Source organism: Saccharothrix algeriensis, from assembly GCF_016907655.1.
GTDB classification, from domain to species: Bacteria; Actinomycetota; Actinomycetes; order Mycobacteriales; family Pseudonocardiaceae; genus Actinosynnema; species Actinosynnema algeriense.
This window is the reverse complement of record NZ_JAFBCL010000001.1, coordinates 5,472,926-5,497,263: the sequence shown is the minus strand read 5'-3', so window position 1 is coordinate 5,497,263 and position 24,338 is coordinate 5,472,926. Positions and strand designations below refer to the sequence as shown.

Genomic DNA, 24,338 nt, shown 5'->3' with positions numbered 1-24,338 from the left:
GGCCCGGCCCGGCGCGCGCCGATCACCCGCGCCGGCCGGCCGGGGCGCTCACACGTCGAAGAAGACGGTTTCATGCTCCCCCTGCAACCGGATGTCGAAGTGGTAGCCGAACGGGGCCTGCGCGGCGACGAGCGTGGCGCGCGCGGCCGGGTCCGCGATGGAGTTGAGCACCGGGTCCTCGGCGTTGGCCGCCTCGTCCGGGAAGTAGACGCGGGTGACCAGCCGGACGAGCATCCCGCGGCAGAACACCGACACGTTGAGGTGGGGCGCCTCCCAGCCGCCGTCGGCGGTCGGCAGGGGGCCGGGCTTGACCGTGAGCACCCCGTAGCGGCCCTCGACGTCGGTCGCGCTGCGGCCGAACCCCCGGAAGCCCTCCCGGCGCACCGCGCCGCGCGGGTCGTCGGGGTGGTCGAACCGGCCGTCCGGGTCGGCCTGCCAGGTCTCCACGACCGCGTCGGGCACCGGGTCGCCGTTGCCGTCGAGCACGTAGCCCTCGACCCGGAACGCGTCGGGCGTGCCCTCGGGCACCACCAGCGGGCCGTCCTCCCACGGCAGGCCGATCCCGAAGAACGGCCCGACCGTCTGCGACGGGGTGGTGATCGGCTCAGTCATCGTCGTCGTCCTCGTCCTCCAGCGGCGTGGGGTTCTGGCCCCGCAGCACGATGTCCCACTGGTAGCCCAGCGCCCACTCCGGCACGGTGCTGCCCAGGTCGAACCGGGCGATCATCGCCTCGCGCGCCTTGGGGTCGCGCACCGAGTTGAAGATCGGGTCCTGGAAGAACAGCGGGTCGCCGGGGAAGTACATCTGCGTGATCAGCCGCTGCGTGAACGCGGTGCCGAACAGCGAGAAGTGGATGTGCGCGGGCCGCCAGGCGTTGTCGTGGTTGCGCCACGGGTACGCGCCGGGCTGGATCGTGGTGAACGAGTAGCGGCCCTCGGCGTCGGTGATGGTGCGGCCGACCCCGGTGAAGTTCGGGTCCAGCGGCGCGGGGTGGCGGTCGCCGTCGTGCCGGTACCGGCCGCCCGCGTTGGCCTGCCACACCTCCAGCAGGGTGCCCGCGACCGGCCTGCCGTCGCCGTCGAGCACGCGGCCGGACACGATGATCCGCTGGCCCTGCGGCTCGCCGTCGTGGCCCGCGGTGAGGTCGTTGTCGTGCGGGCCGACCCGGCCCTCGCCCAGCAGCGGGCCGGTGATCTCACCGAGCCGCTGCGGCAGCAGCGCCAGCGGCCGGTGCGGGTGCCGGAACTGGTTGGACCGGTAGTCCGGCCAGCGCAGCGGCGGGTGGGACCCGCTGTCCCGCCGGTACTGCGGCGTGGTCGCGTCGAGTGGCACCGCGCCCTCCTGTTCTCCCACCGGGGGGATTGTTCAGCCGACCGGCCCGGACCGCACGGCGGGGCCGCCGGGTGGGGCGAAACCTAGGTTCAGCCCGGTGGGGCGGGCAATGACCGGTTCCACTGAACGGAAGGTCGAAAACGGGATCGGGCGGGCGGCGGGGCGATCACCCGGGAGTGGACCGGTCGCCGGTGGCGGCGCCCGGGCAGGGGTGGTGACGGGCTGTCCGCGCGCGCACACCGACGGTGGGCCTCCACCTGACCCCGCGGGCCTCCCCCCTCTAGGGTGGGGCCGTCCCCGCGCGGGGGTCCCCACCGTCACGAGGTCGACGCCCATGCCCGAACCGCCTGCCCGGTCCGATCCCATCCGCGTGGTCCTCGTCGAGGACCACGACATGGTGGCGGAGGCGATCGGGCTGGCGCTGCAGCGGACGGGCGACGTGCAGGTGGTGGCCGCGGTCCGGTCCCGGGTGGCGGCGCTGGCCGCGACCGGGCGGCACCGCCCGCACGTCGTGGTGCTCGACCGGCGGCTGCCCGACGGCGACGGCGTCGGCGTGATCGCCGACCTGCGGGGGCTGGGCGCTCGGGTGCTGGTGCTGACCGGCGAGGCCACCTCCGCGGTCGCCGCCCGCGTGGTGGACGCGGGCGGCGCGGGGCTGGTGCTCAAGTCGTCCGGGCTGGAGGAGCTGACCGAGGCGGTGCGGCGGGTCGCCGGTGGCGAGGCGGTGTTCGACGGGGCGCTGCTCGCCGGTGTGCTCGACCGGTTCACCGGGCGCGTCGCGGCGACCGGCGCGTCCCTCACCGCGCGGGAGCGGGAGACGCTGGACCTGCTGGCCGACGGCGCGAGCACGGACGAGATCGGCCGCCGGCTGGGCGTCGCCCGCAACACGGTGCGCAACCACGTGCAGCGCGTGCTGGACAAGCTGGGCGCGCGGTCGAAGCTGGAGGCGGTGTCGATCGCCCGGCGGGCGGGGCTGGTCGACTAGCGCTCCCGGCCGTGGTCGGATCGGCTGCCGCCGCCGGGGCGCGCCCGCGCGCCGTTCCGCGGCGCGTGGTGCAGATGCACCACGCCCGGTGGCGAGGGTGCGTCTCGCGTCGACGGGGTCGGGTGCCCCACAGTGCGGGCGTGGACGTCCCGACGGTGAACCCGGTGGTCGAGTACAGCCCACCGCGCGGTCCGGGCGGCGCGGGTCTCGCGCGGGACTTCACGCGCCGGACGCTGGCCGCGTGGGGCTACCGGGGCGTGCACGACGACGTCGTCCTGGCGGTCTCCGAGCTGGTCGCCAACGCCGTGCGCCACGCGGGCGGGCCGGCCGTGCTGCGGTTGGCCGGCGGCGCGGACCGGGTCCGGGTCGAGGTGGCCGACGGCAGCCCGGTGCGGCCGGGGGTCCGGCCGGCGGGCGTGACCGGCGGGTGGGGGCTGCCGCTGGTCGACCGGCTGTGCCGGCGCTGGGGCGTCGAGCCGGACGGGCGCGGCAAGGTCGTGTGGTGCGAGCTGGCCTAGCGGTCCGCGGGGTCCGGGCGGCAGCGGGCCGGCGACCCACCGGTCGGGCGAACCCCGCGCGCGGCCGGCCGCGGACCGGACCGGGCCGCGGCCGGCGCGGCGACGTGCCGGCCGGTGGGCGGCGCCCGGCGCGGCGGTGCCCCGGCGGAGCGCGGGTGGTGACGTGGTGCACAGTGGGCGCCATGTCGAACCCGCCCCGCCGGCGACCCGACCGGATGCCCGAGTCGGCGTTCCAGCTGCTGGTCGAGGGGGTGGTCGACTACGCCATCTTCATGCTCGACCCGGACGGCCACATCGTCAGCTGGAACGTCGGCGCCGAGCGCATCAAGGGCTACCGGGAGGACGAGATCCTGGGCCGGCACTTCTCGGTGTTCTACCCGCCGGAGGACATCGCCGCGGCCAAGCCGGAGCGCGAGCTGGAGACGGCCATCGCCGAGGGCCGGCTGGAGGACGAGGGCTGGCGGCTGCGCGCGGACGGCACGCGGTTCTGGGCGAACGTGGTGATCACCGCGCTGTTCGACCGCACCGGCTGCCTGCGCGGCTTCGGCAAGGTCACCCGGGACATGACCGAGCGGCGGCGGGCCGAGCAGGCGCTGCTGGAACGGCGGCGGCTGGTCTCGCACCTGGTCGAGGCGCAGGAGCTGGAGCGCCGGCGGATCGCCTGGGACGTGCACGACGACTCCGTGCAGGCGATGGTGGCCGTGGGGATGCGGCTGCAGCTGCTGGCCGGCCGGCTGCCCGCCGAGCACGTGGCCGCGGTGGCCCGGCTCGACGAGGCGGTGCGCGGCGCGGTCGAGCGGCTGCGGATGCTGGTGTTCCGGCTGCGCCCGCCGGAGATCGACCGCAACGGCCTGGTGGCCGCGCTGGAGGAGTACCTGCGCGACCTCGCCCCCGCGTGGGGCCTGGAGTACTCCGTGCGCGACGAGCTGGCGCAGGAGCCGGCCCCCGACGCGGCGGTCACGATCTTCCGCATCTGCCAGGAGGCGCTGGCCAACGTGCACAAGCACGCCGAGTCGTCCCGGGTGGACGTGCGGCTGTCCACCGAGGACCGCGGCACGCTGGTCGAGATCGCGGACGACGGCGTCGGCGTGGCCGCCGACTCCGGGCACCAGGCGGGCCCGGAGCACTTCGGCATGATCGAGATGCGCGAGCGCGCCGAGACCGCCGGCGGCTGGTGGACCCTCGCCCGGCGCCCGGGCGGCGGCACCGCGGTCCGGTTCTGGCTGCCCACCACCACGCCGGACGCCCGATGACGCGCGTGCTGATCTGCGACGACGACCCCATGATCGCCGAGGCGCTGCACGACGTGCTGACCGCCGAGCCGGACCTCGCGGTGGTGGCGGTCGCGCGCACCGCGGGCGACGCGATCGCGCTGGCCGAGCGGCACTCGCCGGACGTGGTCGTGCTGGACCTGCGGATGCCCGGCGGCGGCGGCCTCCGGGTGGCCCGCGAGCTGGGCCGGCGCTGCCCGCAGGCCCGCGTGGTGGCGTTCTCCGCCCACGCCGACCCGGCGGCGGTCGCCGGGATGCGCCGCGCGGGCGTGACCGAGTACCTGGTGAAGGGCGTGCCCAACGCGGTCATCGTCGACGCGGTGCGCAGGCTCGGGTGAACGCCGTTCGGGAAGTTGTGACCCGTTCGGGACTCCCGTAACGTCGGTCGCCGCAGCCACCACGGCGTCGGGGGTGCCCGGATGGACCAGCCGCTGATCACCGTCGGGTCGTCCTGGCACGACGGGATCCTGCTGGTGACCGTCGTCGGCGAGGTCGACATGGACACCGTGCCCAAGATCCGGGCGGCCCTGCACCAGCCCGCGCCGGCCGTCGTGCTCGACCTCGACGGGGTGACGTTCTTCGGCTCGGCCGGGATGCAGCTGCTGGTCGACACCCGCAACCGCGTCCCCGGCCTGGCCGTGGTCGCCACCAACCACCCGGTCCTGCGCCCGCTGGAGGTGACCGGCCTGCGCCCCCACCTCCCGCTGTGCCCGACGCGGGCGACCGCCCTGGCGCACGTCCGGGACGACCTGCGGTCCCGCACCGGCTGAGCCGGACGCCCCGGCGGCCGGCTCAGCCGTCGAAGCGGCCCCGCCGGACGGCCGCCACCAGCGCGGCCACCGCCCGCGGCCCGCGGAACCCCAGCCGCGCGCCGTCGGGGTTCTTCGAGTCGCGCACCGCCGCCAGGTCCCGGGCGACCTCGACGCAGGAGTTCGTGTTGGTGCTCCGGCTGGACTTGCGCCACCGCGTCATGTCTTCTCCTCGATCCGCTCGACCTCGCGAGCGATCAACCCGATGGTCTCGTCCGGGCTGCACGCGACGTCGAGCACCTGTTCCACGGCTTCCTGGTACGCCGTGACATCCACTGCTTCCTGGTAGAACAAACCGCTCCGGCGATTCTCGACGTGCACGATGCTCATTGCCTGGGTGTCGAGGATAGCGAACGCACCCTCCAATCCGGGGTGCCAACCGGTCGCCTCGGGAATGGCGCGCAGTGTGATGTTGGGCCATTCGGCCGTCTTGAGCAGCTGGGCGAACTGGTCCGCCATGACACGCGGGCCGCCGATGTCGCTGCGCAGGGCCGACACCCCGATGAGCGCCGTCAACCGCACCGGGTTCTCACGGGTGAGGACGTCCCGCCGACCGAGACGGGTGGCGACGCGCAGTTCGATCTCCTGCTCCGGCACCCGCCCCGCGCGCATGATGGCCCGCGCATAAGCACCCGTTTGCAGCAGACCGGGGATCAGCAGCGGCGAGACGTCCGTGATGGTGACCGCCATCTGCTCGAAGCTCAGCAACGCCGACAGCTGGGACTGCCGGTCCGGCGACGATACCGCCACCCACACCGAGTCGTCGGTGACCCTGGCCATGTCCACGATCCGCTCGAACTCGTGACCGGTGACTCCCAGCGTCGCCAGGATCGCGGCGACCACCTCGGGGTTCGGCGGGCGCTCGCCCGATTCGGCGCGGGACAGCGAACTGTGGTCGACGCCGAGCCGTTTCGCCAGTTCGCGCAGACCGGTGCCGGCGCGGTCGCGGGCAGCCCGGAGTTCGGCGCCGAGCGCTACGGCCTTGGGCGTGGTGCGGACCATGCCGCACAGCATAGGGGGCGCTTGAAACCACCAGAGGATCGCACGATCAGGGCATTGACCAGCTGGTGCGCACCATGAACTCTGGTGCGCACCAGCTATTCCAAACGAAAGGCGGTTGATTCGTGTACCCGATGGTCGGTAGCGGTCAGATGTGTACGTGGGCTCACTACGACGGCGAGACGCCCATCAAGTATGAGATCCACCCGGATTCGGTGGCTCTCTCCTTCGGCCGTGGCGAACTCGAATTGGCTTTCAGCGAAGCGGCGTTGGAGAAACTGGTCGGAGTCTCCGAGGCGGCGCTCCGGGAAATGCGCACGACCTCGGCGAGCTGATCGTCCCGCAGCCCGTCAGGGCCGGACCGACCCTGACGGGCACAGCGGTTCCCGCGCGTGCCCGGCGGCCCGCTCAGTCCTGCTCCAGCCCCAGGTAGAACGCGATCAGCCGGAGCAGGTGGTCGGTGTCCACCGGCTTGGTCACGTAGTCGGTGGCCCCCGAGGCCAGGCTCTTCTCCCGGTCGCCCTTCATCGCCTTGGCCGTCACCGCGATCACCGGCAGGTCCGAGTACCGCGCCATGGCGCGGATGGCCGCCATGGTCGCGTTGCCGTCCAGCTCGGGCATCATGATGTCCATCAGCACCAGCGACACGTCGTCGTACTGCTCCAGCGCCCGCACCCCGGTGATGCCGTTGTCGGCGTAGATGACCTCCAGCCCGTGCAGCTCCAGCACGCTGGTCAGCGCGAACACGTTGCGCAGGTCGTCGTCGACGATGAGCACCTTCTCGCCGTGGAACCGCATCGGCGCGGGCGGCAGCTCGACCGGGGCGTCGGCCGGCAGGTGCGGCTCCTCGGCGGGCGCGGTCGGCGGCTCGGGCAGCTCGACGTCGACCGGCGCGGGCACCAGGCCCTGGTCGCTCAGCGGCAGGTACAGGGTGAACGTCGAGCCCAGGCCCGGTTCGCTGCGCACGTCCAGCCGCCCGCCCAGCAGCGCGGCCAGCTCCCGGCTGATGGACAGCCCCAGCCCGGTGCCGCCGTACTTGCGCGAGGTGGTGCCGTCGGCCTGCTGGAACGCCTCGAAGATGACCGACAGCTTCTCCGCCGGGATGCCGATGCCGGTGTCCTGCACGTCGAACGCCACCACGCCGTCGTTCACCCGGATGTGCAGCATGATCTCGCCGTCGTGGGTGAACTTCACCGCGTTGGACAGCAGGTTGCGCAGGATCTGCTGGAGGCGGTGCTCGTCGGTGTGCAGGGTGGACGGCACGTCCGGGTCCACCTTGACGTCGAACTCCAGCCCCTTCTCCGCGGCCAGCGGCAGCGTCAGCGCCTCCACGTACCCGACCACGTCCGACACCCGCACCGGGTCGGTCTGCACCTGCATGTGCCCGGACTCGACCTTGGTCAGGTCCAGGATGTCGTCGATGAGCTGGAGCAGGTCGGTGCCCGACGAGTGGATGGTCCGGGCGAACTCGACCTGCTTGGGGTTGAGGTTGCCGTCGAGGTTGTCGGCCAGCAGCTTGGCCAGGATGAGCAGCGAGTTCAGCGGCGTGCGCAGCTCGTGCGACATGTTCGCCATGAACTCCGACTTGTACTTCGACGCCGACGACAGCTGCCGCGCCCGCGCCTCCAGCTCCACCGAGCCGGCCCGCAGCTCCTCGGTGAGCCGCTGCGACTCGACCAGCAGGCTGTCGGTGCGGGCGTTGGCGAGCATCGTGTTGACGTTGACGCCGAGGTTCTCCTTGAGCTGGTCGAGCAGGTCCAGGTGCACCTCGGTGAACTCGCCGAACGACCCCAGCTCGATCACGCCCAGCGTCTCGCCCTGGAACACGATCGGCAGGATCACCAGGTTCAGCGGCGGCGCGGCGCCCATCCCGGAGCCGATCTCCAGGTACCCCGGCGGCACGTCGGTGACCAGCACCGTCTTCTTCTCCACCGCCACCTGGCCGATCAGCGACTCGCCGCGGGCGAACCGGGTGGGCCGCCCGCCGCGCGGCTGGTAGGCGTAGGTCGCGGTCAGCTCCAGCGCGTCGGACACCCCGTCGACCAGGAAGAACGCGCCGTGCTGCGCGGAGACCAGCGGCGTCAGCTCGCTCATCACCAGCGAGGCCATGGCGTGCAGGTCGCGGTGGCCCTGCATCTGCCCCGACAGCCGGGCCAGGTTGGTCTTCAGCCAGTCCTGCTCCTGGTTGGCCCGGGTCGACTCGCGCAGGTTGCCGATCATCCGGTTGACGCTGTCCTTCAGCTCGGCGACCTCGCCGGAGGCGTCCACGGTGATCTGCCGGGTCAGGTCGCCCGCGGTCACCGCGGTGGCCACGACCGCGATCGCCCGCACCTGCCGGGTGAGGTTCCCGGCCAGCTCGTTGACGTTCTCGGTCAGCCGCTTCCAGGTGCCCGAGACGCCCTCGACCTCGGCCTGGCCGCCGAGCTTGCCCTCGGTGCCGACCTCGCGCGCCACGCGGGTGACCTCGTCGGCGAACGACGACAGCTGGGCGACCATCGTGTTGATCGTGGTCTTGAGCTCCAGGATCTCGCCGCGCGCGTCCACGTCGATCTTCTTGGACAGGTCGCCGCGCGCCACCGCCGTCGTCACCTGGGCGATGTTGCGCACCTGGTTGGTCAGGTTGTTCGCCATGAAGTTGACGTTCTCGGTGAGGTCCTTCCAGGTGCCCGCGACGTTGGGCACGCGCGCCTGGCCGCCCAGGATGCCCTCCGTGCCGACCTCGCGGGACACGCGGGTCACCTCGTCGGCGAACGCGCGCAGCGTGTCCACCATGCCGTTGATGGTGTCGGCCAGCGCGGCGATCTCGCCCTTCGCCTCGACGGTGATCTTCTTGGACAGGTCGCCGCCCGCCACCGCCGTCGCCACCTGCGCGATGCTGCGCACCTGCGTGGACAGGTTGTCGGCCATCACGTTGACGTTGTCGGTGAGGTCCTTCCAGGTGCCCGCCACCCCCGGCACGCGCGCCTGGCCGCCCAGCCGGCCGTCGGTGCCGACCTCGCGCGCCACGCGGGTGACCTCGTCGGCGAAGCCGGACAGCTGGTCGACCATGGTGTTGATGGTCGACTTCAGCTCCAGGATCTCGCCGCGCGCGTCCACGGTGATCTTCTGCGACAGGTCGCCGCCCGCCACCGCCGTCGTCACCTGGGCGATGTTGCGGACCTGCTCGGTGAGGTTGTTGGCCATGAAGTTCACCGAGTCGGTCAGGTCGCGCCACGTGCCGCCCACGCCGGGCACCTGCGCCTGACCGCCCAACCGGCCGTCGGTGCCCACCTCGCGCGCCACGCGCGTGACCTCGTCGGCGAACGACGACAGCTGGTCCACCATCGTGTTGACGGTGTCCTTCAGCTCCAGGATCTCGCCGCGCGCCTGCACGGTGATCTTCTGCGACAGGTCGCCGCGCGCGACCGCCGTCGCCACCTGCGCGATGTTGCGCACCTGCGAGGTCAGGTTGCCCGCCATGAAGTTCACCGAGTCGGTCAGGTCCCGCCACGTGCCCGCCACGCCCGGCACCTGCGCCTGACCGCCCAACCGGCCGTCGCTGCCGACCTCGCGCGCCACGCGCGTCACCTCGGCCGCGAACGACGACAGCTGGTCGACCATCGTGTTGATCGTCGTCTTGAGCTGGAGGATCTCGCCGCGCGCGTCCACGTCGATCTTCTGCGACAGGTCGCCCTGCGCCACCGCGGTGGTGACCTGGGCGATGTTGCGCACCTGCGAGGTCAGGTTGCCCGCCATGAAGTTCACCGAGTCGGTCAGGTCCCGCCAGGTGCCGGCGACGCCCTGCACCTGCGCCTGGCCGCCCAGCCGGCCCTCGGTGCCGACCTCGCGCGCCACGCGGGTGACCTCGTCGGCGAACGACGAGAGCTGGTCGACCATCGTGTTGATGGTGTCCTTCAGCTCCAGGATCTCGCCGCGCGCGTCGACGGTGATCTTCTGCGACAGGTCGCCCAGCGCCACCGCCGTCGCCACCTGCGCGATGTTGCGGACCTGCGAGGTCAGGTTGTTGGCCATGAAGTTCACGTTGTCGGTCAGGTCTCGCCACGTGCCGCCCACCCCGGGCACCTGCGCCTGACCGCCCAACCGGCCGTCCGTGCCGACCTCGCGCGCCACGCGGGTGACCTCGTCGGCGAACGACGAGAGCTGGTCCACCATCGTGTTGACGGTGTCCTTCAGCTCCAGCATCTCGCCCGCCACCGTGACGGTGATCTTCTGCGACAGGTCGCCCTGCGCCACCGCCGTCGCCACCTGCGCGATGTCGCGGACCTGCGCGGTGAGGTTGTCGGACATGAAGTTCACCGAGTCGGTGAGGTCCTTCCAGGTGCCCGCCACGCCCGGCACCTGCGCCTGGCCGCCCAGCCGGCCGTCGGTGCCCACCTCGCGCGCCACCCGCGTGACCTCGCCGGCGAACGTGCGCAGCGTCGAGGTCATCGAGTTGAAGCTCTCGGCCAGGGTCGCGACCTCGCCGCGCCCGGTCACGGTGATCTCCTGCGTCAGGTCGCCCTGCGCCACCGCCGCGAGCACGCGGCTCAGCTCGGTGGTCGGCCGGGCCAGGTCGTCGATCAGGCCGTTGACCGCCTCGACCGCCATGCCCCAGCCCATCGGGCCCGCGCCGGCCGCGATCCGGTCGCCCAGCCTGCCCTCCTGGCCGACCGCCTGGCGGACCCGGACCAGCTCGGCCACGAGCCACTGGTTGCGCTCCGCGATCTCGTTGAACACCTCCGCCAGCTCGCCGTGCGGACCCTGCGGCACCACGAGGCGGCGGCGGAAGTTGCCGTCCCGCATCTCCCGCATCGCGGTGAGCAGCCTCGCGAGGGTCACGTCCGTGTCGTCCTGCGCGGTCGTCACTGGGCCTCCAACGTCAGCGGATCTGCGCCAAGCCTGCCACTGTTGCAGGTGGCGTGTCCGCTAGGTTGGTCACGACCCGACACACAGGAGCCACCATGGCCCAGGGCTACCGGCAAGGCGCCGCGGCGGGCCTCGACCTCGAAGCGTGGCGTCGCCTGGTCGACGGCGTCCACGAAGCCGTGGTCGTGGTCGACCCGCTGGGGGTGGTGCGCCTGGCCAACCCGCTGGCCACCGTGTTGTTCCCGCAGGCCAGGCCGGGTGCGCCGGCGGTCCTGGAGGGCCGTTCGCAGGACCTGGGCGGCGGCTGGACCGCGTGGTACCGCGACGCGGAGGACTTCCTGGAACGGGCGACCCGCGAACTGGCCCCGCTCACCGACCGCGCCGAGGCGCTGCGGCGGGCGGTGGAGGCGGCGCCCGCCCCGCAGGCCGTGGCGGTCGTCCCCGGCGGGCGCGGGCGGCTGGAGTGGTGGCGGCGCGGCCCGGACGGCGAGGTCACCCCGGTCCGCACGCCCCGGCAGGCCGCCGCCGGCGTGCCCGGCCTGCTCGCCGTCCTGGACGGCGCCGCGCGACACGCCGAAATCACCCCCGCGGGGGACGGTGTGTGGGGTTGCGCGACCGGCGTGGGCACCGCCGTGCCGCTGACCGCCGGCGGCGCCCTGGTGTGCTTCGGCGGCCCGCGCGACGTCGACCTCCTCGCGCGCTACGCCGACCGGGCCGCCGCCGCGCTGGAGGTGAGCACGCGGTTCAGCGAGCAGGAGCGCACGATCGAGGCGCTGCGCGCCAACCTGCTGCCCAGCCCGCTGCCGGCGGTGCCCGGCGTGCGGCTGGCCCGGGTCTACGAGCCCGCGCACCACCGCGCCCTGGTCGGCGGCGACTTCTACGACGTGCACCCCCGCGAGGACGGCACCGCCGCGTTCGCGCTGGGCGACGTGGCGGGCAACGGCCTGGAGGCCGCCGCGCACTCCGGCCGGGTGCGGCAGAGCCTGCACGCGCTGCTGGTGGTCGAGCAGCGGCCGGCGCAGCTGCTGGCGCTGCTCAACACCGCGCTGCGGGCGGCCGGCAGCAAGCTGTTCACCACGCTGGTGGTCGGCGACCTGGTGCCCGTCCAGGCGGGCGGGCTGCGCGTCGCGCTCTCCGCCGGCGGCCACCCCGCTCCCCTGGTGCTGCGCTCCGGCGGGCGCGTGGACGAGGTGGCGGTGCACGGCGGCATCGTCGGCGTGCTGCCCGAGGTCCGCTTCCACCAGACCACCGTGGCCCTGGGGCCGGGCGAGACGCTGCTGCTCTACAGCGACGGGGTCACCGAGGCCCGCTCCCGCGGCGACCGCCGGAACCTGTTCGGCGACGTGCGGCTCAAGGCCGCGCTCGCCGAGTGCGCCGGCCTGCCCGCCGAGGCGGTGGCCGAGCACGTGCGGCACGTCGTGTTCTCCTGGCTGGGCGACGCCGAGCACGACGACCTGACCCTGCTGGTCGTGCAGGCCGAGGACTGAGGTGTCACGTCGTGGCGTCCTCCACCGAGTCGTGGATGTGCATCACTTCGGACAGCTCGGTCAGCCGGAACAGCCGGCGCACCGAGGACTGCAGCGCCGCCATCCGGAACTGCCCGCCCGTGCCGTCGAGCCGCCGGTGCCAGTCGAGCATCAGGGACAGGCCCGTGGTGTCCATGAACGGCACGCCGCTCAGGTCGACCACCACCCGGTCGCCGGAGGTCTCCTCCAGCAGGTCGGACAGCACCGGGACGGTGTCCGCGTCCAACTCCCCCGAGACCGCGACGACCGTCCAGCCGCCGCGCACCTCACTGCGCACCTGCAAGTCCATCGCGTCCGCGCCTCTCCGCCCGGCGGGTGCCGTGCCGGTACAGATCGTGCAGCAAGGGCACCCCGGACGCGACCACTGGGTGGTTGAAGCGACAGGATGTGCGACGATGCGGTAACGGCCGATCAACGGGAGCGGATTGTGCGCAACGAGCCAGCGACGCCGGTGGCCGTCACGCTGCCCGCAACCGCCGGGGCTTCCGCGCAGGCCAGGCGGCTGGTCGATGAGGCGGTGACGGCGTGGGGGGTGTCCCCCGAGGTCGCCGAGGACGCGGCCCTGGTGGTGACGGAGCTGGTGTCGAACGCGGTGGACCACGCGACGGGTCCCCTGGAGCTGACGGTGTCCAGGACACCGGACGGCCTGCGCATCGAGGTGGCCGACCAGTCCCCGGCGATGCCCCAGCCCCGGCCCGTGCAGGTGGACTCGGCCCGCGGGCGCGGCCTGATCATCGTGGCCGCGCTGAGCCGCGACTGGGGCACGTCCCCGAGGGCCGTGGGGAAGGCGGTGTGGGCGGAACTCGCCTGAGGGCCGCCGCGCGGGCGCCCCGGCGCCCCGGCGGGCTCCGGGGCGGCGGGGACCCCGGGACGCGGCAGGGCGCGGGCCCCGACCGGGGAGAGAACCGGTCGGGGCCCGCGCCGTGGTCCCGCGTCGCGCTCGAGCGGTGCGGCGGTCAGGCCGCCCGCATGGACCGCACGCCCCACGAGGTGACGGTGAGCGTGAAGGTCGCCGTGCCGGTCTTGCCGTCGGCCGAGGTGGCCGTGACCGTGATCCGGTGCGTGCCCACCGGGGTCTGGAAGCCGGTGCTCAGGAAGACGTTGCTGCTGCCGCCCTGGGCGATGGAGCGCGGGTGGAACTGGAGCTGGGTGCCCGCCGGGTTGCCGGCGGCCGACAGCGCCAGCGTCCCGGCGCCCCCGGTGGCCGTGACGGAGAACTGGGCGAAGAAGCCCTGCTGCACCGACACCGAGGACGGGTTGACGGTCACCTTGACCTCGCCGTCGGGCGGTGTGTCGCCGGTCACGGTCAGGGTCAGCGCCGTCGTCGCCGTCCGGCCGCCCGAACCGGCGCCGGTCACCGTCACGGTGTAGGTCCCGGCCTTGGTGGCGGCCGTGGTCTCGACCGTCAGCTTGGCGTTGGACCCGCTCTGGATCGACGTCGGCTGGAACACCGCCTTGGCCCCGTCCGGCAGGCCCGACGCGGACAGCGACACCGACTCCGGACCACCGGAACCGGCCACCGACGTCACCGTGGTGGACCCGTGCTCGCCCGCCGCCACCTTCAGGCTGCTCGGCGAGAGGCCGAGGGTGAAGTCGCCCGGCTGCTGGTCGCCGCCCTCGACGGTCAGGGACAGCTTCGCGGTCGCGGTCTTCCCGCCGGCGCCGGCGCCGGTCACGGTCACGTCGTAGGTGCCGTTCGGGGTGGCGGCCGTGGTCTCGACGGTCAGCTTGGCGTTGGACCCGCTCTGGATCGACGTCGGCTGGAACACCGCCTTGGCCCCGCTCGGCAGGCCCGACGCCGACAGCGACACCGACTCCGGACCACCGGAACCGGCCACCGACGTCACCGTGGCCGACGCGTGCCTGCCCGCCGTGACCTTCAGGCTGCCCGGCGACGTGCCCAGCGCGAAGTCCGACTGCGGCGTCCCGACCTCCTGCCTGACCCAGTCGCCCATGTCGTTGGTCAGCCGGCCGTAGACGCTGTACCACTTGAAGTCGCTGCGGCTCCACGACGCGACGCCCACGATCTTGCCGTCCACGATCAGCGGACCGCCGCTGTCGCCGGGCAGGATGGTGGTGCGGCCGTCGGAGTAGCCGGCGCAGATCATCGTGGCCGACTTGAAGCCCGCGCCGACGCCCTGGCACAGCGAGTCGCCGTTGACGATGGGCAGCGTCGCCTTGTCCAGCGTGACGTCGCGCTGGTTGTCGTTGAAGTCCTTCTTGCCGTAGCCGAAGCCGAGGCCGCTCTTGCCCGGCGTGGCCAGCCCCGAGTCGGCGGAGGTGGCGAACTGCGCGTAGCGCCCGCCGCGCACCGGGATGTCGTCGGCCACGGTGACGACCGCGACGTCGTAGCCCTGGTCGAAGTTGACGTACTTGGGGTGCTTCTTGTACTCGACCACCGCGGTGCGGAACCCGCCGCCCGCGTTCAGGTCGTCCAGGCCGTACACGAAGCTCTTCTCGCCCGAGGCGTCGGCGCAGTGCGCCGCGATCAGGATCTTGCGGGGCGCCACGACCGAGCCGGTGCAGCTCTGCCCCTGGGGGCGGGAGCCGCCCTCGCGCACCCCCGCGATGATCGCGGGGAACTCGTCGACGGTGGCGTCCTGGCCGTTGTGGAAGGCCGGTCCCGCGTCGGACGGGGCGGGTACCGTGTCGCCCTCGAAGTTCGCGGCAGGGGCGTTGCCCGGCGAGGCGGAGGCCCCGGGCAGGGGGAGGAGCGGTAGCAGCAAGGCCGCCGCGACGAGGGGCGCGAAACCCCTGGGACGTGGTCGTTTCACTGTGCTTCCCTTCCAGGCGAACAGCCGCCTCAGCAGGGGGTGAAGCGGCAGAGCCCACTGTCGGGCGGCGCCCGTCCGGGAACAATCAGGGACGTGATCCGTAGGGGTACGGCACTTATTCGCGGGTATCCCCCCGAGTGGCAGACCACTACGGAGGAGGGCACGTGTCCACCACGGAAAGCGGTCAGGTGACCGGCACGCAGGACAAGGACTACAACATCATCTGGTTCGTCGAGGCGTGCTTGAGCAACGCGCTGCGCCTGGAGTCCTACATCGCCGACGCGGAGCGGACGGGCGACACCGAGCTCGCCGACTTCTTCCGCCGCGCCCAGGGGGAGAGCCGCAAGGGCGCCGAGCAGGGCAAGGAGCTGCTGGCTGCGCGCCTGAGGTAGTCCTCACGCCGGAAGGGCCGCCCCCGCGGGGGCGGCCCTTCCTCGTGTCACCGCAGGTGTCGCCGCGGTCCTCGTGTCACCGCGGTGCTCGTGTCACCACATGTGCCACCGCGGGCGAACACCTGCCGCGCTGCTCCGGTGGGGGCGGATCCGGTGGGCGTCCGCTGCGCCGGCCGCCGGTGAGGCGGCGCGCCCACCGCGCGAGGTGCGGGGCGCTCCTCGCACGGGCTTCCCCGGACGCGCCGCCCATGACGGCGGCGCCCACGACAACGGCTCCCATCGCCCCGACACCCGCGGGCCACCCGCCGGCGCCGCATCGGCGCGCACGGCGCTCAGGCGAACGGCGTTCGCGCGCACGGCGCTCAGACGCACGGCGCTCAGGTGAACGGCGTTCGGGCGCACGGTATGCGCGCACACGGCGCCCGTCGGTGCGTCACCTGCCGGCGTCACGCCCTTGGCGGCGGGGTGGTCCGCGGGGGCGGCCACCGCTCGGTGGGACCGCCTAACGCTGGTCACCGAAGTTCCGCAGACCTTCCTTGGCCTTCTCCGCGCCCTGCTGGACCTGCTCGGAGTGCTTGCCGCCGGTCCTCTCGTCGACCACGCCGGACGCCCGGTCGACGCCCTGCTCCGCCTTGTCGCCGTGCTGCCCCAGCGCGTCCTTGGCCTTGTTCTTCAGCTCGTCGAACTTGTCGCCGATGCCCATCTGCCACAACCTCCTGACGCAGGGCGTCCCGGGTGGACGCTCCGCGGTGGGGTACCCGCCGATCGGCCGCATCGCGACAAAGCCACCCGATCGTGGGATACCGCACAACGGGCCGTCACGAATCGCGGGCACGTGCCACCGGGGACGACCACCTACCGGTGGCGGCTCCCCCCGGCGGTGAGTGGCCACTACCCTCCGGTCGAGGGCGATCCCCGGCGGAAGGAGCACCGTGACCGACCAGCAGCTCGCGGACCTGGCAGCGGACTACTTCCGGGACCGGTGCGAGGCCGACCCGTTCGCCGCGACCGCGCACGGCGTGCCCGGCCACGACGGCGACGTCCCCGACCCCGGCCGGGAGGCCGACCAGCGCGGGCTGGAACGGCTCGACGGGTTCGGGCGGCGGCTGGCCGCGATCGACCCGGACCGGCTGACCGGCCAGGACGTCGTCACGCACGAGATGCTCGACCGGCTGCTGCGCGACGGCCGGGCGCAGCTGGCCACCGGCTACGGCGTGGGCGCGGCCGAGATCGCGGTGTCCGCGAGCATGGTCGGCGCCCAGAACGCGGTGTTCTCCACCGTCCCGCTGGCGCGGCTGCGCCGGGCGGCGGACGCCGAGGACTACCTGCGGCGGCTGGCCGGCCTGGGCGGGTACTTCGACGCGGTGGGCGAGCGGTTCCGGCAGGCGCGGGCCGACGGCCGGACCCCCACGGCCTCGGGCGTGCGGCAGGCCGTCGAGCAGGTGCGCGGCTACCTGGCGACCGACCTGGCCGACGACCCGTTCCTGCGGCCCGCCCGGGAACCGGGCGCCGTCGACGCGGCGCGGCGCGTGGAGGCCGCCGTGCGGGACGTCGTCCGCCCGGCGCTGGCCCGGTTCGCCGCGACGCTGGCCGACCTGGCCGACGGCGCGCGGGACGACGACCACGTCGGCGTCTGCCACGTGCCCGGTGGGGAGGCGGTGTACGCGGCGGCCGTCCGGGCGCACACCACCACGGCGCTGGACCCCGGGCGCATCCACGAGATCGGCCTGGCGAAGCTGGCCGAGGTGCACGAGGAGTTCGCGGAGCTGGGCGGTCGGGCCCTGGGCACGTCGGACGTGCCGGAGGTGCTGCGGCGGCTGCGCGAGGACGAGTCGCTGCGCTTCGACGACGCCGAGCAGATCGTGGCCTGCGCGGTCGCCGCGCTGGAACGGGCGAGCGCCGCGCTGCCGGGGTGGTTCCACCCCTACGAGATCGCCCCGTGCGAGGTCCGGCCGATGCACCCGGCGGAGGCCGAGGGTTCCGTGCTGGCCTACTACCAGCCGCCCGCCGAGGACGGCTCGCGGCCCGGCGCGCACGTCGTGAACACCCACGAGCCCCGGTCGCGCCCGCGGTACGAGTACGAGGCGCTGTCGTTCCACGAGAGCGTCCCGGGCCACCACCTCCAGATCGCGCTGGCGCAGTCGGTGGAGGACCTCCCGGACTTCCGGCGCTTCGCCTACCTGACCGCGCACGCCGAGGGCTGGGGCCTGTACACCGAGCGCCTGGCCGACGAGATGGGGCTGTACTCGGGCGACCTGGCCCGGTTCGGGATGCTGTCGTTCGACGCGTGGCGGGCGTGCCGGCTGGTGGTGGACACCGGGATGCACCACCACGGCTGGTCCCGCGACCGCGCGCGGGCGTTCCTGCGCGACAACTCGGCGCTGTCGGAGTCCAACGTGCGCAACGAGATCGACCGCTACATCGCCTGGCCGGGGCAGGCGACGGCCTACCTGCTGGGCCGCCTGCACATCGAGGACCTGCGCGCGAGGGCGAGCCGCGCGCTGGGCGACCGCTTCTCCGTCCGGGACTTCCACCACCGGGTGCTGGCCGGCGGCGCCCTCCCGCTGGAGACCCTGACCCGCGTGGTCGACCGGTGGGTCGACGCGGAGCGGGGCTGACCCGCCGGGGCGCGCCTCGAAGATATGCCCCGCGGCAGAGGCGGGCGAGTGCCGGGACCGGCCAGGCTGGCGGCATGTGGAGGACTGCTGCGACCGCCGTCGCCGCCGTGGCGCTGGTGGCGGGGACCGTCACGCCCGCCGCGGCCCGGACGGGTTTCCAGGAGTGCGGGGACGGGCTGTGGTGCGCGTCCCTGACCGTGCCGGCCGACTGGGCCCGCCCGGACGGGGCGCGGATCTCCTTGGGGATCGCCAAGGTGCCGGCGCGGGAGCGGCGCCGGGGGTCGGTGGTGGTGAACCTCGGCGGGCCCGGTGAGCAGATCGCCCACCTGCCGCACGTCAAGGACGCGCTGGAGGACCTGTCCCGGTCGTTCGACGTGGTGCTGGCCGACCCGCGCGGGTTCGGCCGGAGCAGCGGCGTGCGGTGCCCCTCGCCCTCGCCGCAGCGCGCCGAGTGGGTCTTCGACGACCGGGAGGAGTTCGACCGCTACCGGGCCGCCAACCGCGGGTTCGGGGCGCGGTGCGTCGCGGCGGCCGGTCCGCTGGCCGGGAAGCTGGACTCCTGGCAGGTCGCCCGGGACCTGGAGGCCGTCCGGGTGGCGCTCGGCGAGCGGCGGCTGAACTACTTCGGCAACTCCTACGGCACGGTGTTCGGCCAGGCGTACGCCGAGTCCTTCCCGCACCGGGTCGGGCGGTTCTACCTCGACAGCGCCTTCGACCACACCGAGCGGTCGGTGGTCGACTGGGTCGGGGAGCGGGCCGCCGCGGACGAGCGGAACCTGCACCGGATGGCCGCGTGGTGCGCCGAGGACGCCCGGTGCGCGCTGCACGGCCGGGACGTCGTCGGGGTGTGGGCCGAAGTCCTCGCGCGCGCGCCGATCCCCACGTCGTCGGGCGGCTCCGTCAGCGCGGCCCGGATCGTGTCCCGGGCGTTCCTGGACGGCCCGCAGGACTGGGCGGAGCTGGCCCGCGCGCTGGCCGAGGCGCTGGGCGGCGACGCCGGGCGGTTCGCGGTGGACTCCGGCGCGCGGGACCCGGACCTGTCGCGGGTCGTGCTGTGCGCCGACTTCCGCTACCCGTCGGAGTTCGGGCGGTTGCGGGAGCTGGAGTCGCGGGTGCGCCGGGACGCGCCGCTGGTGGGGTGGCGGCAGACCTGGGTCATCGCCAACCACTGCGCCGGCCTGCCGGTCCCGACCACGTTCCCGCAGCACCCGTTCCGGGCCGACGTGCGGGCGCTGGTGGTCAACGGCGACCACGACCCGGTGACGCCCCCCGCGTACGGCCGGCGCGTCGCGTCGCGGCTGGCGCACGCCCGGTACCTCTCGGTCCCCTCGGGCCACGCGGTGTACTTGAGCGGGAACCCGTGCGTGCGCGAGCACGTGAACCGCTACTTCGCCACCGGTGTCCTGCCGGCGGCGGGGACCGCGTGTCCGGGAGACTGACGCGGTGATCGTGTTGGCGAGCGCGGCCGTGTGCCTGCCGCTGCTGTTCGTCCGCCGGGCGCCGCTGACCGCGGCGCTGCTGTCGGCGCTCGCGGCGACCGCGGGCGCCGGGCTGGGCGCGGGGTGGCCGGGCAGGTTGGTCGCGGTGGCGGCGTTCTGCCTGGCCGCCTACCACCGCCGCCCGCTGTGGCCGGTGCCGGTCGGGGCGCTCGGGTGGACGTTCGCGTTCGCCTCGGTGGCCGGGTCCGACACCGGGGCGATCCCGCTGACCGACCTGGCGGTCATGGGCGTGGCGCCGGTCGCGGTGGGCTGCGGCTTCCGGGCGCAGCGGGAGCGCGGCGCGCAGGCCGCCCGGCTGGCGATCGCGGAGGACCGCGCGCGGCTGGCCCGCGACGTGCACGACAGCGTCGGCCACCACCTGACCGCGATCCGGTTGCAAGCCGTTGCCGCGCAACGGGTCCCGGACACGGCCGACCGGGCGCTGGCCACCGTCGCCGACCTCTCGGCCGCGGCACTGGCCGAGGTCCGCGGCCTGGTCGGGGAGCTGCGCGCGCCGGAGGACCTCTCCGCCCTGGCGGAACGGCTCTCGGGGCCGGGCAGGCGGATCACCACTCGCGGCACGGTGGACGGGTTGCCCCCGGTGGTCGCGCACGTCGCCTACCGGGTCGTGCAGGAGGCGCTGACCAACGCCGTGCGGCACTCCGACGCCACCGACATCCTGGTGCGGCTGCGGCGCGAGCGCGGGCAGCTGGCGATCCTGGTGGCGGACAACGGTTCCGGCCGGACCGCCGCCGAGGAGGGCAACGGCCTCAAGGGGATCAGGGAGCGGGTGGGCGCCCTCGCCGGTTCCGTCCACATCGGACCCGCGCCGACCGGGTGGCGGGTCGAGGTCCGGCTGCCGGTGCGCCGGTGATCACCGTGCTGGTCGCCGACGACCAGGCGCCGGTGCGCGAGGCGCTGCGGGTCGTGCTGTCCGCCGAACCGGACGTCGCGGTCGTCGCCGAGGCCGCCGACGGCGCGGACGCCGTCGCGCGGACCCTGCGCGAGCGCCCCGACGTGGTGGTCATGGACCTCCGGATGCCCCGGCTGGACGGCGTCTCCGCGATCCGCGCGCTGGCCGGCTCCGCGCGGGTGCTCGCGCTGACGACCTTCGACCTGGACGAGTACCTGTTCGGCGCGCTGCGCGCGGGCGCGGCCGGGTTCCTGCTCAAGGACAGCGACCCGGACCTGCTGGTCGCGGCCGTGCGCGCGGTCCACCGGGGGCACGGCCTGGTCGACCCCCGCGTCACCGGGCGGCTGGTCGGCCGGTTCGCCCGGCTGTCCCCCGAGCCGGCCACCGAGGAGCTGGCCCTGCTGACCGACCGCGAGCGGCAGGTGCTGCGCCACGTCGCGTGGGGGCTGACCAACGCCGAGATCGCCGCCGCGCTCCGCATCGGCGAGGGGACCGTGAAGACGCACGTGGCCCACGTCCTGGCGAAGCTGGGCCTGCGCACCAGGGTGCACGTGGTGATCTACGCCTACGAGCACGGCCTGGTCGACCGGTGACCGCGTGTCAGCCGGCGATCGTGCGCACCAGCAGGAACAGGTTGAGCGCCGAGATGACCACCGCGCCGGCCACCCCGCACCAGGTCGTCGCCCGGCTGTTGGCGTCCGCGCCCATCACGTCCGCGCGGCGGCCGAGCAGCACCAGCGGCACGAGGGCGAACGGGATGCCGAACGACAGCACCACCTGGCTCAGCACCAGGGCCTTGGTCGGGTCCACCCCGGCGGCCAGGACGGCCAGCGCCGGCGCCATGGTCAGCAGCCGGCGCAGCGCCAGCGGGATCCGCCGGCGCAGGAAGCCCTCCATCACCACCTGGCCCGAGTAGGTGCCCACGCTGGAGGCCGCCAGCCCGGAGGCCAGCAGCGCGAGCGCGAACGCCAGCGCCGCGCCCGGCCCGAGCAGGTCGCCCAGCCCGGTGTGCATGTCCTCCAGCGACTCCCGCGGCGCACCGGTCGAGTGGAACGCCCCGGCGGCCACGACCAGCATGCTCACGTTGACCAGCCCGCTCAGGCCCAGCGCCACGACGATGTCCGCGCGGCTGGCCCGCAGGGTGCGCGCCCGCACCGCCCGGTCGGGGTCGTGGTGCTGCTGGGTGAGCGCGGAGTGCAGGTAGATGACGTGCGGCATGACGGTCGCGCCGAGCATCCCGGTGGCCAGCAGGACGCTGTCCGTGCCCGCGAAGCCCGGCACCAGGCCCGCCGCCGCCCCGGTGAGCGGGCCGAGCTGCAGCGCCTGGTAGAGGAAGCCGCCGAGCACGACGGCCAGCAGGCCGATGATCACCGACTCGAACCTGCGGCGGCGCAGCGGCGCGAGCGCCAGGATGCCGGCCGACACCGCGGCGGTGATCAGCGCGGCCGGCAGCAGCGGCACCCCGAACAGCAGGTTCAGCGCCACCGCCGCGCCGACGAACTCCGCCAGGTCGGTCGCCATGGCGACCAGCTCGGCCTGCGCCCACAGCAGGCCCGTGACCGGGCGCGGGTAGCGCTCCCGGCACAGCTGCGGCAGGTTGCGGCCGGTCACCACGCCCAGCTTCGCCGACTGGTACTGGATGAACATGGCCAGCAGGCTCGCGCTCACGATCACCCACAGCAGCAGGTAGCCGTGGCTCGCGCCGCCCGCCATGTTGGTGGCGAAGTTGCCCGGGTCGACGTAGGCGACCGCCACCACGAACGCCGGGCCCATCACCACCGCGGCCGAGCGCAGCCGGGTCACCACCGGCAGACCGACCATCCGAGCGCTCCTTCCCGGGCAGGGGCGCGTGCCGCCCGCGGACGGGCGGCACGCGCCGGGTCGTGATCAGGGGGTGAGCTTGCGGATGGCCTTCTCGATCAGGCCGAGGTTCTCCGGGCTGGTCGCGTAGAGCAGCGGGTCGGGCTTCGGGGCCGACGCCTTGTCGCCCAGCGGTGTGGGGTCGGTGACGTAGGAGAACTCGTGCGCCCCGTCCGGCGTGGGCCCGGACGCCCAGCGACCCTCCATGCCGGCCGGGCCGTCGGAGTTGTGCCAGATGGTGGCCGCGTGCTCCTGGTGCTCCTCGTCGAACAGCGCGCTCGGCGAGATGGGCCCCTCCAGGCCGTCCTCCTGCAGCTCCTCGATCGCCGCCAGCCACATGTTCTGGTGGGCGGTGTCGCGGGCCAGGTTGAACTTGAGCATGTCCCGCACGCCCGGGTCGTCGGTCATGTTGTACAGCCGGGCGGTCTGGAGCCTGCCCTGCGCCTCGGCGGCGACGTTGGCCCGGAAGTCGGCCATCAGGTTGCCGCTGGCGACGATGAAGCGCCCGTTCCACGGCACGCCGTTGCTGTCGGACAGCGTCGGCCCGCCACCGCTGACGATCGCCTGCTGCGGGTCCATGCCGCCGATCACCGCGGCCACCACCGGGTCGTCGGCGACCGCCTTGGCGGTGACCTCCGACGGCGCGCCTTCGAGCAGGCGCGCGACCATGGTGGCCAGCATCTCGACGTGGCCGATCTCCTCCGTGGCCACGTCCATGATCAGGTCTTTGTACTTGCCCTCGATGCGGCAGTTCCAGCCTTGGAACAGGTACTGCATGGTGACCGTCATCTCGCCCCACGCGCCACCGATCAGCTCCTGGAGCTTGCGGGCGTAAAGGGCGTCCGGCGCGGCGGGCTTCGCCTCGAACTGCAGCCTGCTGGTGTGCAGAAACATCTTCGCCTCCTCGCTGCGGGTCTTCGACGCTAGGAAAGCCGCGTGACGGCGGTCGCGCGGTCGCGTCACCACCGCGTCACCGGCGCTGGCCAGGGGGCGGGGGAATTTTTGCCGGCCCGGGTGTGCACCCGGTATCCGAAGGGCACCCGTCTGTCGTCGCGGCACTACATTCGTCACCGATAGGGGCGCTCCATGACCGACACCCCGACCCAGCACCGCACGCTCCGACTGCTCGACGGGTTCGGTGTGGACGACGGCCGGCTGCACGTCATACCCGCCGCGAGAAGGCTGCTGGCGCTGCTGGCGATCCGCGAGTCGCCGGTGAACCGGACGACGGCGGCGGGCGTGCTGTGGCCGGAGGCCCCGGCCCGGCGGGCGGCGGCGTGCCTGCGGTCCACCCTGTGGCGGCTGGCCAAGCCCACCGGGCCGCTGGTCGAGTCCACCGAAGACCGGTTGCGGCTGCGGCCCGGCGTCGAGGTGGACCTGCACCTCGGGCGGCGGGCGGCGACGTCGATCTCCGCCGCGTCCGACCGCGTGCCCGACGCCCACGCCCTCACGCTGCTGATGGCCGACCTCCTGCCGGACTGGGACGAGCCGTGGCTGACCGCCGAGCAGGACTGGTGGCGCGAGACCCGCCTGCGCGCCCTGGAGACGCTGAGCAGGCGCTTCCGCTCGACCGGCGACCGCCCCCGCGCCCACCAGGCGGCGCTGGCGGCCGTGCACAGCGACCCGCTGCGCGAGAGCGCCCACCGCGCGCTGGTCGAGCTGCACCTCGCGGACGGCAACCCGGCCCTGGCCGTGCGGCAGTACACCTGCTACCGCCACCGGCTGCGGGCCGAGCTGGGGCTCGACCCGTCCCCGGAGATCCACCGCCTGGTCGGCCCGCTGCTGGGCCGCCACCCGTGACCGGGCTCGGCTCCGCCCTCACCGGCATCGGGCTGACCGTGCTGGTCGGGCTCGGCGTGTTCGCCTTCGCGTGCCGGCTGTCGGCCGCCGAACCGCTCTGCCCGCGCGACACCCGCCGCATCGCCGCCTGGCGGCGGGCGACCCCCTGGGCGGCGTCCGCGTGCGCGGTGTCGATCGTGGTCGGCGTCGGCCTGCTGGTGGCCGCACCGACGTGACG

25 protein-coding genes are annotated in these 24,338 nt (G+C 74.0%); 15 read left to right on the top strand and 10 right to left on the bottom strand.

The window, feature by feature from the left end; all coding sequences use genetic code 11:
- Window positions 1–48 precede the first annotated feature (48 nt).
- Together pcaG and pcaH are read right to left on the bottom strand one after the other, a co-directional pair.
- Window positions 49–612, bottom strand: a complete 564-nt coding sequence (gene pcaG, locus JOE68_RS25195) for a protocatechuate 3,4-dioxygenase subunit alpha (protein WP_204844735.1) — start codon at window positions 610–612, stop codon at window positions 49–51.
- Window positions 605–1,354 (bottom strand): protocatechuate 3,4-dioxygenase subunit beta, encoded by a 750-nt coding sequence (gene pcaH, locus JOE68_RS25190; RefSeq protein WP_307819885.1) that lies wholly within the window; start codon window positions 1,352–1,354, stop codon window positions 605–607. The genes pcaG and pcaH overlap by 8 nt, the downstream gene beginning before the upstream one ends.
- A 313-nt stretch (window positions 1,355–1,667) precedes the next feature.
- On the opposite strand from pcaH, the gene JOE68_RS25185 reads away from it, so the two are divergent.
- From JOE68_RS25185 to JOE68_RS25165, 5 genes are all read left to right on the top strand, one after another.
- Entirely contained in the window at window positions 1,668–2,318 is a 651-nt protein-coding gene (locus JOE68_RS25185; RefSeq protein ID WP_204844734.1) for a response regulator transcription factor, read from the top strand.
- A gap of 140 nt (window positions 2,319–2,458) precedes the next feature.
- Entirely contained in the window at window positions 2,459–2,836 is a 378-nt protein-coding gene (locus JOE68_RS25180) for an ATP-binding protein (RefSeq protein WP_204844733.1), read from the top strand.
- A 182-nt stretch (window positions 2,837–3,018) separates the two neighbouring features.
- Complete coding sequence (locus JOE68_RS25175; RefSeq protein WP_204844732.1) at window positions 3,019–4,089, top strand: PAS domain-containing sensor histidine kinase; 1,071 nt, start codon at window positions 3,019–3,021, stop codon at window positions 4,087–4,089.
- On the top strand, window positions 4,086–4,445 hold the full coding sequence (locus JOE68_RS25170; protein ID WP_204844731.1) for a response regulator: 360 nt from the start codon (window positions 4,086–4,088) through the stop codon (window positions 4,443–4,445). The genes JOE68_RS25175 and JOE68_RS25170 overlap by 4 nt, the downstream gene beginning before the upstream one ends.
- Window positions 4,446–4,526: 81 nt before the next feature.
- On the top strand, window positions 4,527–4,877 hold the full coding sequence (locus JOE68_RS25165; RefSeq protein ID WP_204844730.1) for an STAS domain-containing protein: 351 nt from the start codon (window positions 4,527–4,529) through the stop codon (window positions 4,875–4,877).
- Between the two features lie 22 nt (window positions 4,878–4,899).
- On the opposite strand, the gene JOE68_RS25160 is transcribed toward JOE68_RS25165, so the two are convergent.
- Complete coding sequence (locus JOE68_RS25160) at window positions 4,900–5,079, bottom strand: DUF397 domain-containing protein (RefSeq protein ID WP_204844729.1); 180 nt, start codon at window positions 5,077–5,079, stop codon at window positions 4,900–4,902.
- Complete coding sequence (locus JOE68_RS25155) at window positions 5,076–5,918, bottom strand: helix-turn-helix domain-containing protein (protein WP_204844728.1); 843 nt, start codon at window positions 5,916–5,918, stop codon at window positions 5,076–5,078. Before JOE68_RS25155 ends, JOE68_RS25160 begins: the two co-directional genes overlap by 4 nt.
- 122 nt (window positions 5,919–6,040) lie before the next feature.
- On the opposite strand from JOE68_RS25155, the gene JOE68_RS25150 reads away from it, so the two are divergent.
- A complete protein-coding gene (locus JOE68_RS25150; RefSeq protein WP_204844727.1) occupies window positions 6,041–6,250 on the top strand; it encodes a hypothetical protein in 210 nt (69 codons plus the stop codon).
- Window positions 6,251–6,323: 73 nt separating this feature from the next.
- On the opposite strand, the gene JOE68_RS25145 is transcribed toward JOE68_RS25150, so the two are convergent.
- The gene (locus JOE68_RS25145) at window positions 6,324–10,760 is read right to left on the bottom strand and encodes a hybrid sensor histidine kinase/response regulator (RefSeq protein WP_372443337.1); all 4,437 of its coding nucleotides are present in this window, start codon (window positions 10,758–10,760) and stop codon (window positions 6,324–6,326) included.
- A 95-nt stretch (window positions 10,761–10,855) separates the two neighbouring features.
- Here JOE68_RS25145 and JOE68_RS25140 point away from each other — a divergent pair, with 95 nt between their 5' ends.
- A complete protein-coding gene (locus JOE68_RS25140) occupies window positions 10,856–12,247 on the top strand; it encodes a PP2C family protein-serine/threonine phosphatase (RefSeq protein ID WP_204844726.1) in 1,392 nt (463 codons plus the stop codon).
- 4 nt (window positions 12,248–12,251) lie between these two features.
- Here JOE68_RS25140 and JOE68_RS25135 read toward each other — a convergent pair whose 3' ends face one another.
- The gene (locus tag JOE68_RS25135) at window positions 12,252–12,575 is read right to left on the bottom strand and encodes an STAS domain-containing protein (RefSeq protein WP_204844725.1); all 324 of its coding nucleotides are present in this window, start codon (window positions 12,573–12,575) and stop codon (window positions 12,252–12,254) included.
- 138 nt (window positions 12,576–12,713) lie between these two features.
- Here JOE68_RS25135 and JOE68_RS25130 point away from each other — a divergent pair, with 138 nt between their 5' ends.
- Window positions 12,714–13,097, top strand: a complete 384-nt coding sequence (locus tag JOE68_RS25130) for an ATP-binding protein (protein WP_204844724.1) — start codon at window positions 12,714–12,716, stop codon at window positions 13,095–13,097.
- Between the two features lie 145 nt (window positions 13,098–13,242).
- On the opposite strand, the gene JOE68_RS25125 is transcribed toward JOE68_RS25130, so the two are convergent.
- Window positions 13,243–15,060, bottom strand: a complete 1,818-nt coding sequence (locus JOE68_RS25125) for a trypsin-like serine protease (protein ID WP_204844723.1) — start codon at window positions 15,058–15,060, stop codon at window positions 13,243–13,245.
- A 164-nt stretch (window positions 15,061–15,224) separates the two neighbouring features.
- Between JOE68_RS25125 and JOE68_RS25120 the strand changes: the two genes are divergently transcribed.
- The gene (locus JOE68_RS25120) at window positions 15,225–15,452 is read left to right on the top strand and encodes a hypothetical protein (RefSeq protein WP_204844722.1); all 228 of its coding nucleotides are present in this window, start codon (window positions 15,225–15,227) and stop codon (window positions 15,450–15,452) included.
- Between the two features lie 502 nt (window positions 15,453–15,954).
- Here JOE68_RS25120 and JOE68_RS25115 read toward each other — a convergent pair.
- Window positions 15,955–16,155 carry an antitoxin gene (locus JOE68_RS25115; RefSeq protein ID WP_204844721.1) on the bottom strand — a complete coding sequence of 67 codons (201 nt, stop codon included), beginning with the start codon at window positions 16,153–16,155 and terminating at the stop codon, window positions 15,955–15,957.
- Between the two features lie 229 nt (window positions 16,156–16,384).
- On the opposite strand from JOE68_RS25115, the gene JOE68_RS25110 reads away from it, so the two are divergent.
- From JOE68_RS25110 to JOE68_RS25095, 4 genes are all read left to right on the top strand, one after another.
- The gene (locus tag JOE68_RS25110) at window positions 16,385–18,070 is read left to right on the top strand and encodes a DUF885 domain-containing protein (RefSeq protein ID WP_204844720.1); all 1,686 of its coding nucleotides are present in this window, start codon (window positions 16,385–16,387) and stop codon (window positions 18,068–18,070) included.
- A gap of 74 nt (window positions 18,071–18,144) precedes the next feature.
- A complete protein-coding gene (locus JOE68_RS25105; protein WP_204844719.1) occupies window positions 18,145–19,509 on the top strand; it encodes an alpha/beta hydrolase in 1,365 nt (454 codons plus the stop codon).
- 4 nt (window positions 19,510–19,513) lie between these two features.
- The gene (locus tag JOE68_RS25100) at window positions 19,514–20,422 is read left to right on the top strand and encodes a sensor histidine kinase (protein ID WP_204844718.1); all 909 of its coding nucleotides are present in this window, start codon (window positions 19,514–19,516) and stop codon (window positions 20,420–20,422) included.
- Entirely contained in the window at window positions 20,419–21,054 is a 636-nt protein-coding gene (locus JOE68_RS25095; protein ID WP_204844717.1) for a response regulator, read from the top strand. The genes JOE68_RS25100 and JOE68_RS25095 overlap by 4 nt, the downstream gene beginning before the upstream one ends.
- Before the next feature lie 7 nt (window positions 21,055–21,061).
- On the opposite strand, the gene JOE68_RS25090 is transcribed toward JOE68_RS25095, so the two are convergent.
- Both JOE68_RS25090 and JOE68_RS25085 read right to left on the bottom strand, forming a co-directional pair.
- Window positions 21,062–22,282 carry an Nramp family divalent metal transporter gene (locus JOE68_RS25090; protein ID WP_204844716.1) on the bottom strand — a complete coding sequence of 407 codons (1,221 nt, stop codon included), beginning with the start codon at window positions 22,280–22,282 and terminating at the stop codon, window positions 21,062–21,064.
- A 66-nt stretch (window positions 22,283–22,348) separates the two neighbouring features.
- A complete protein-coding gene (locus tag JOE68_RS25085; RefSeq protein WP_204844715.1) occupies window positions 22,349–23,215 on the bottom strand; it encodes a manganese catalase in 867 nt (288 codons plus the stop codon).
- Window positions 23,216–23,407: 192 nt separating this feature from the next.
- Here JOE68_RS25085 and JOE68_RS25080 point away from each other — a divergent pair, with 192 nt between their 5' ends.
- Both JOE68_RS25080 and JOE68_RS25075 read left to right on the top strand, forming a co-directional pair.
- A complete protein-coding gene (locus tag JOE68_RS25080; RefSeq protein ID WP_204844714.1) occupies window positions 23,408–24,121 on the top strand; it encodes an AfsR/SARP family transcriptional regulator in 714 nt (237 codons plus the stop codon).
- Window positions 24,118–24,336, top strand: a complete 219-nt coding sequence (locus tag JOE68_RS25075; RefSeq protein WP_204844713.1) for a hypothetical protein — start codon at window positions 24,118–24,120, stop codon at window positions 24,334–24,336. The genes JOE68_RS25080 and JOE68_RS25075 overlap by 4 nt, the downstream gene beginning before the upstream one ends.
- Window positions 24,337–24,338 lie beyond the last annotated feature (2 nt).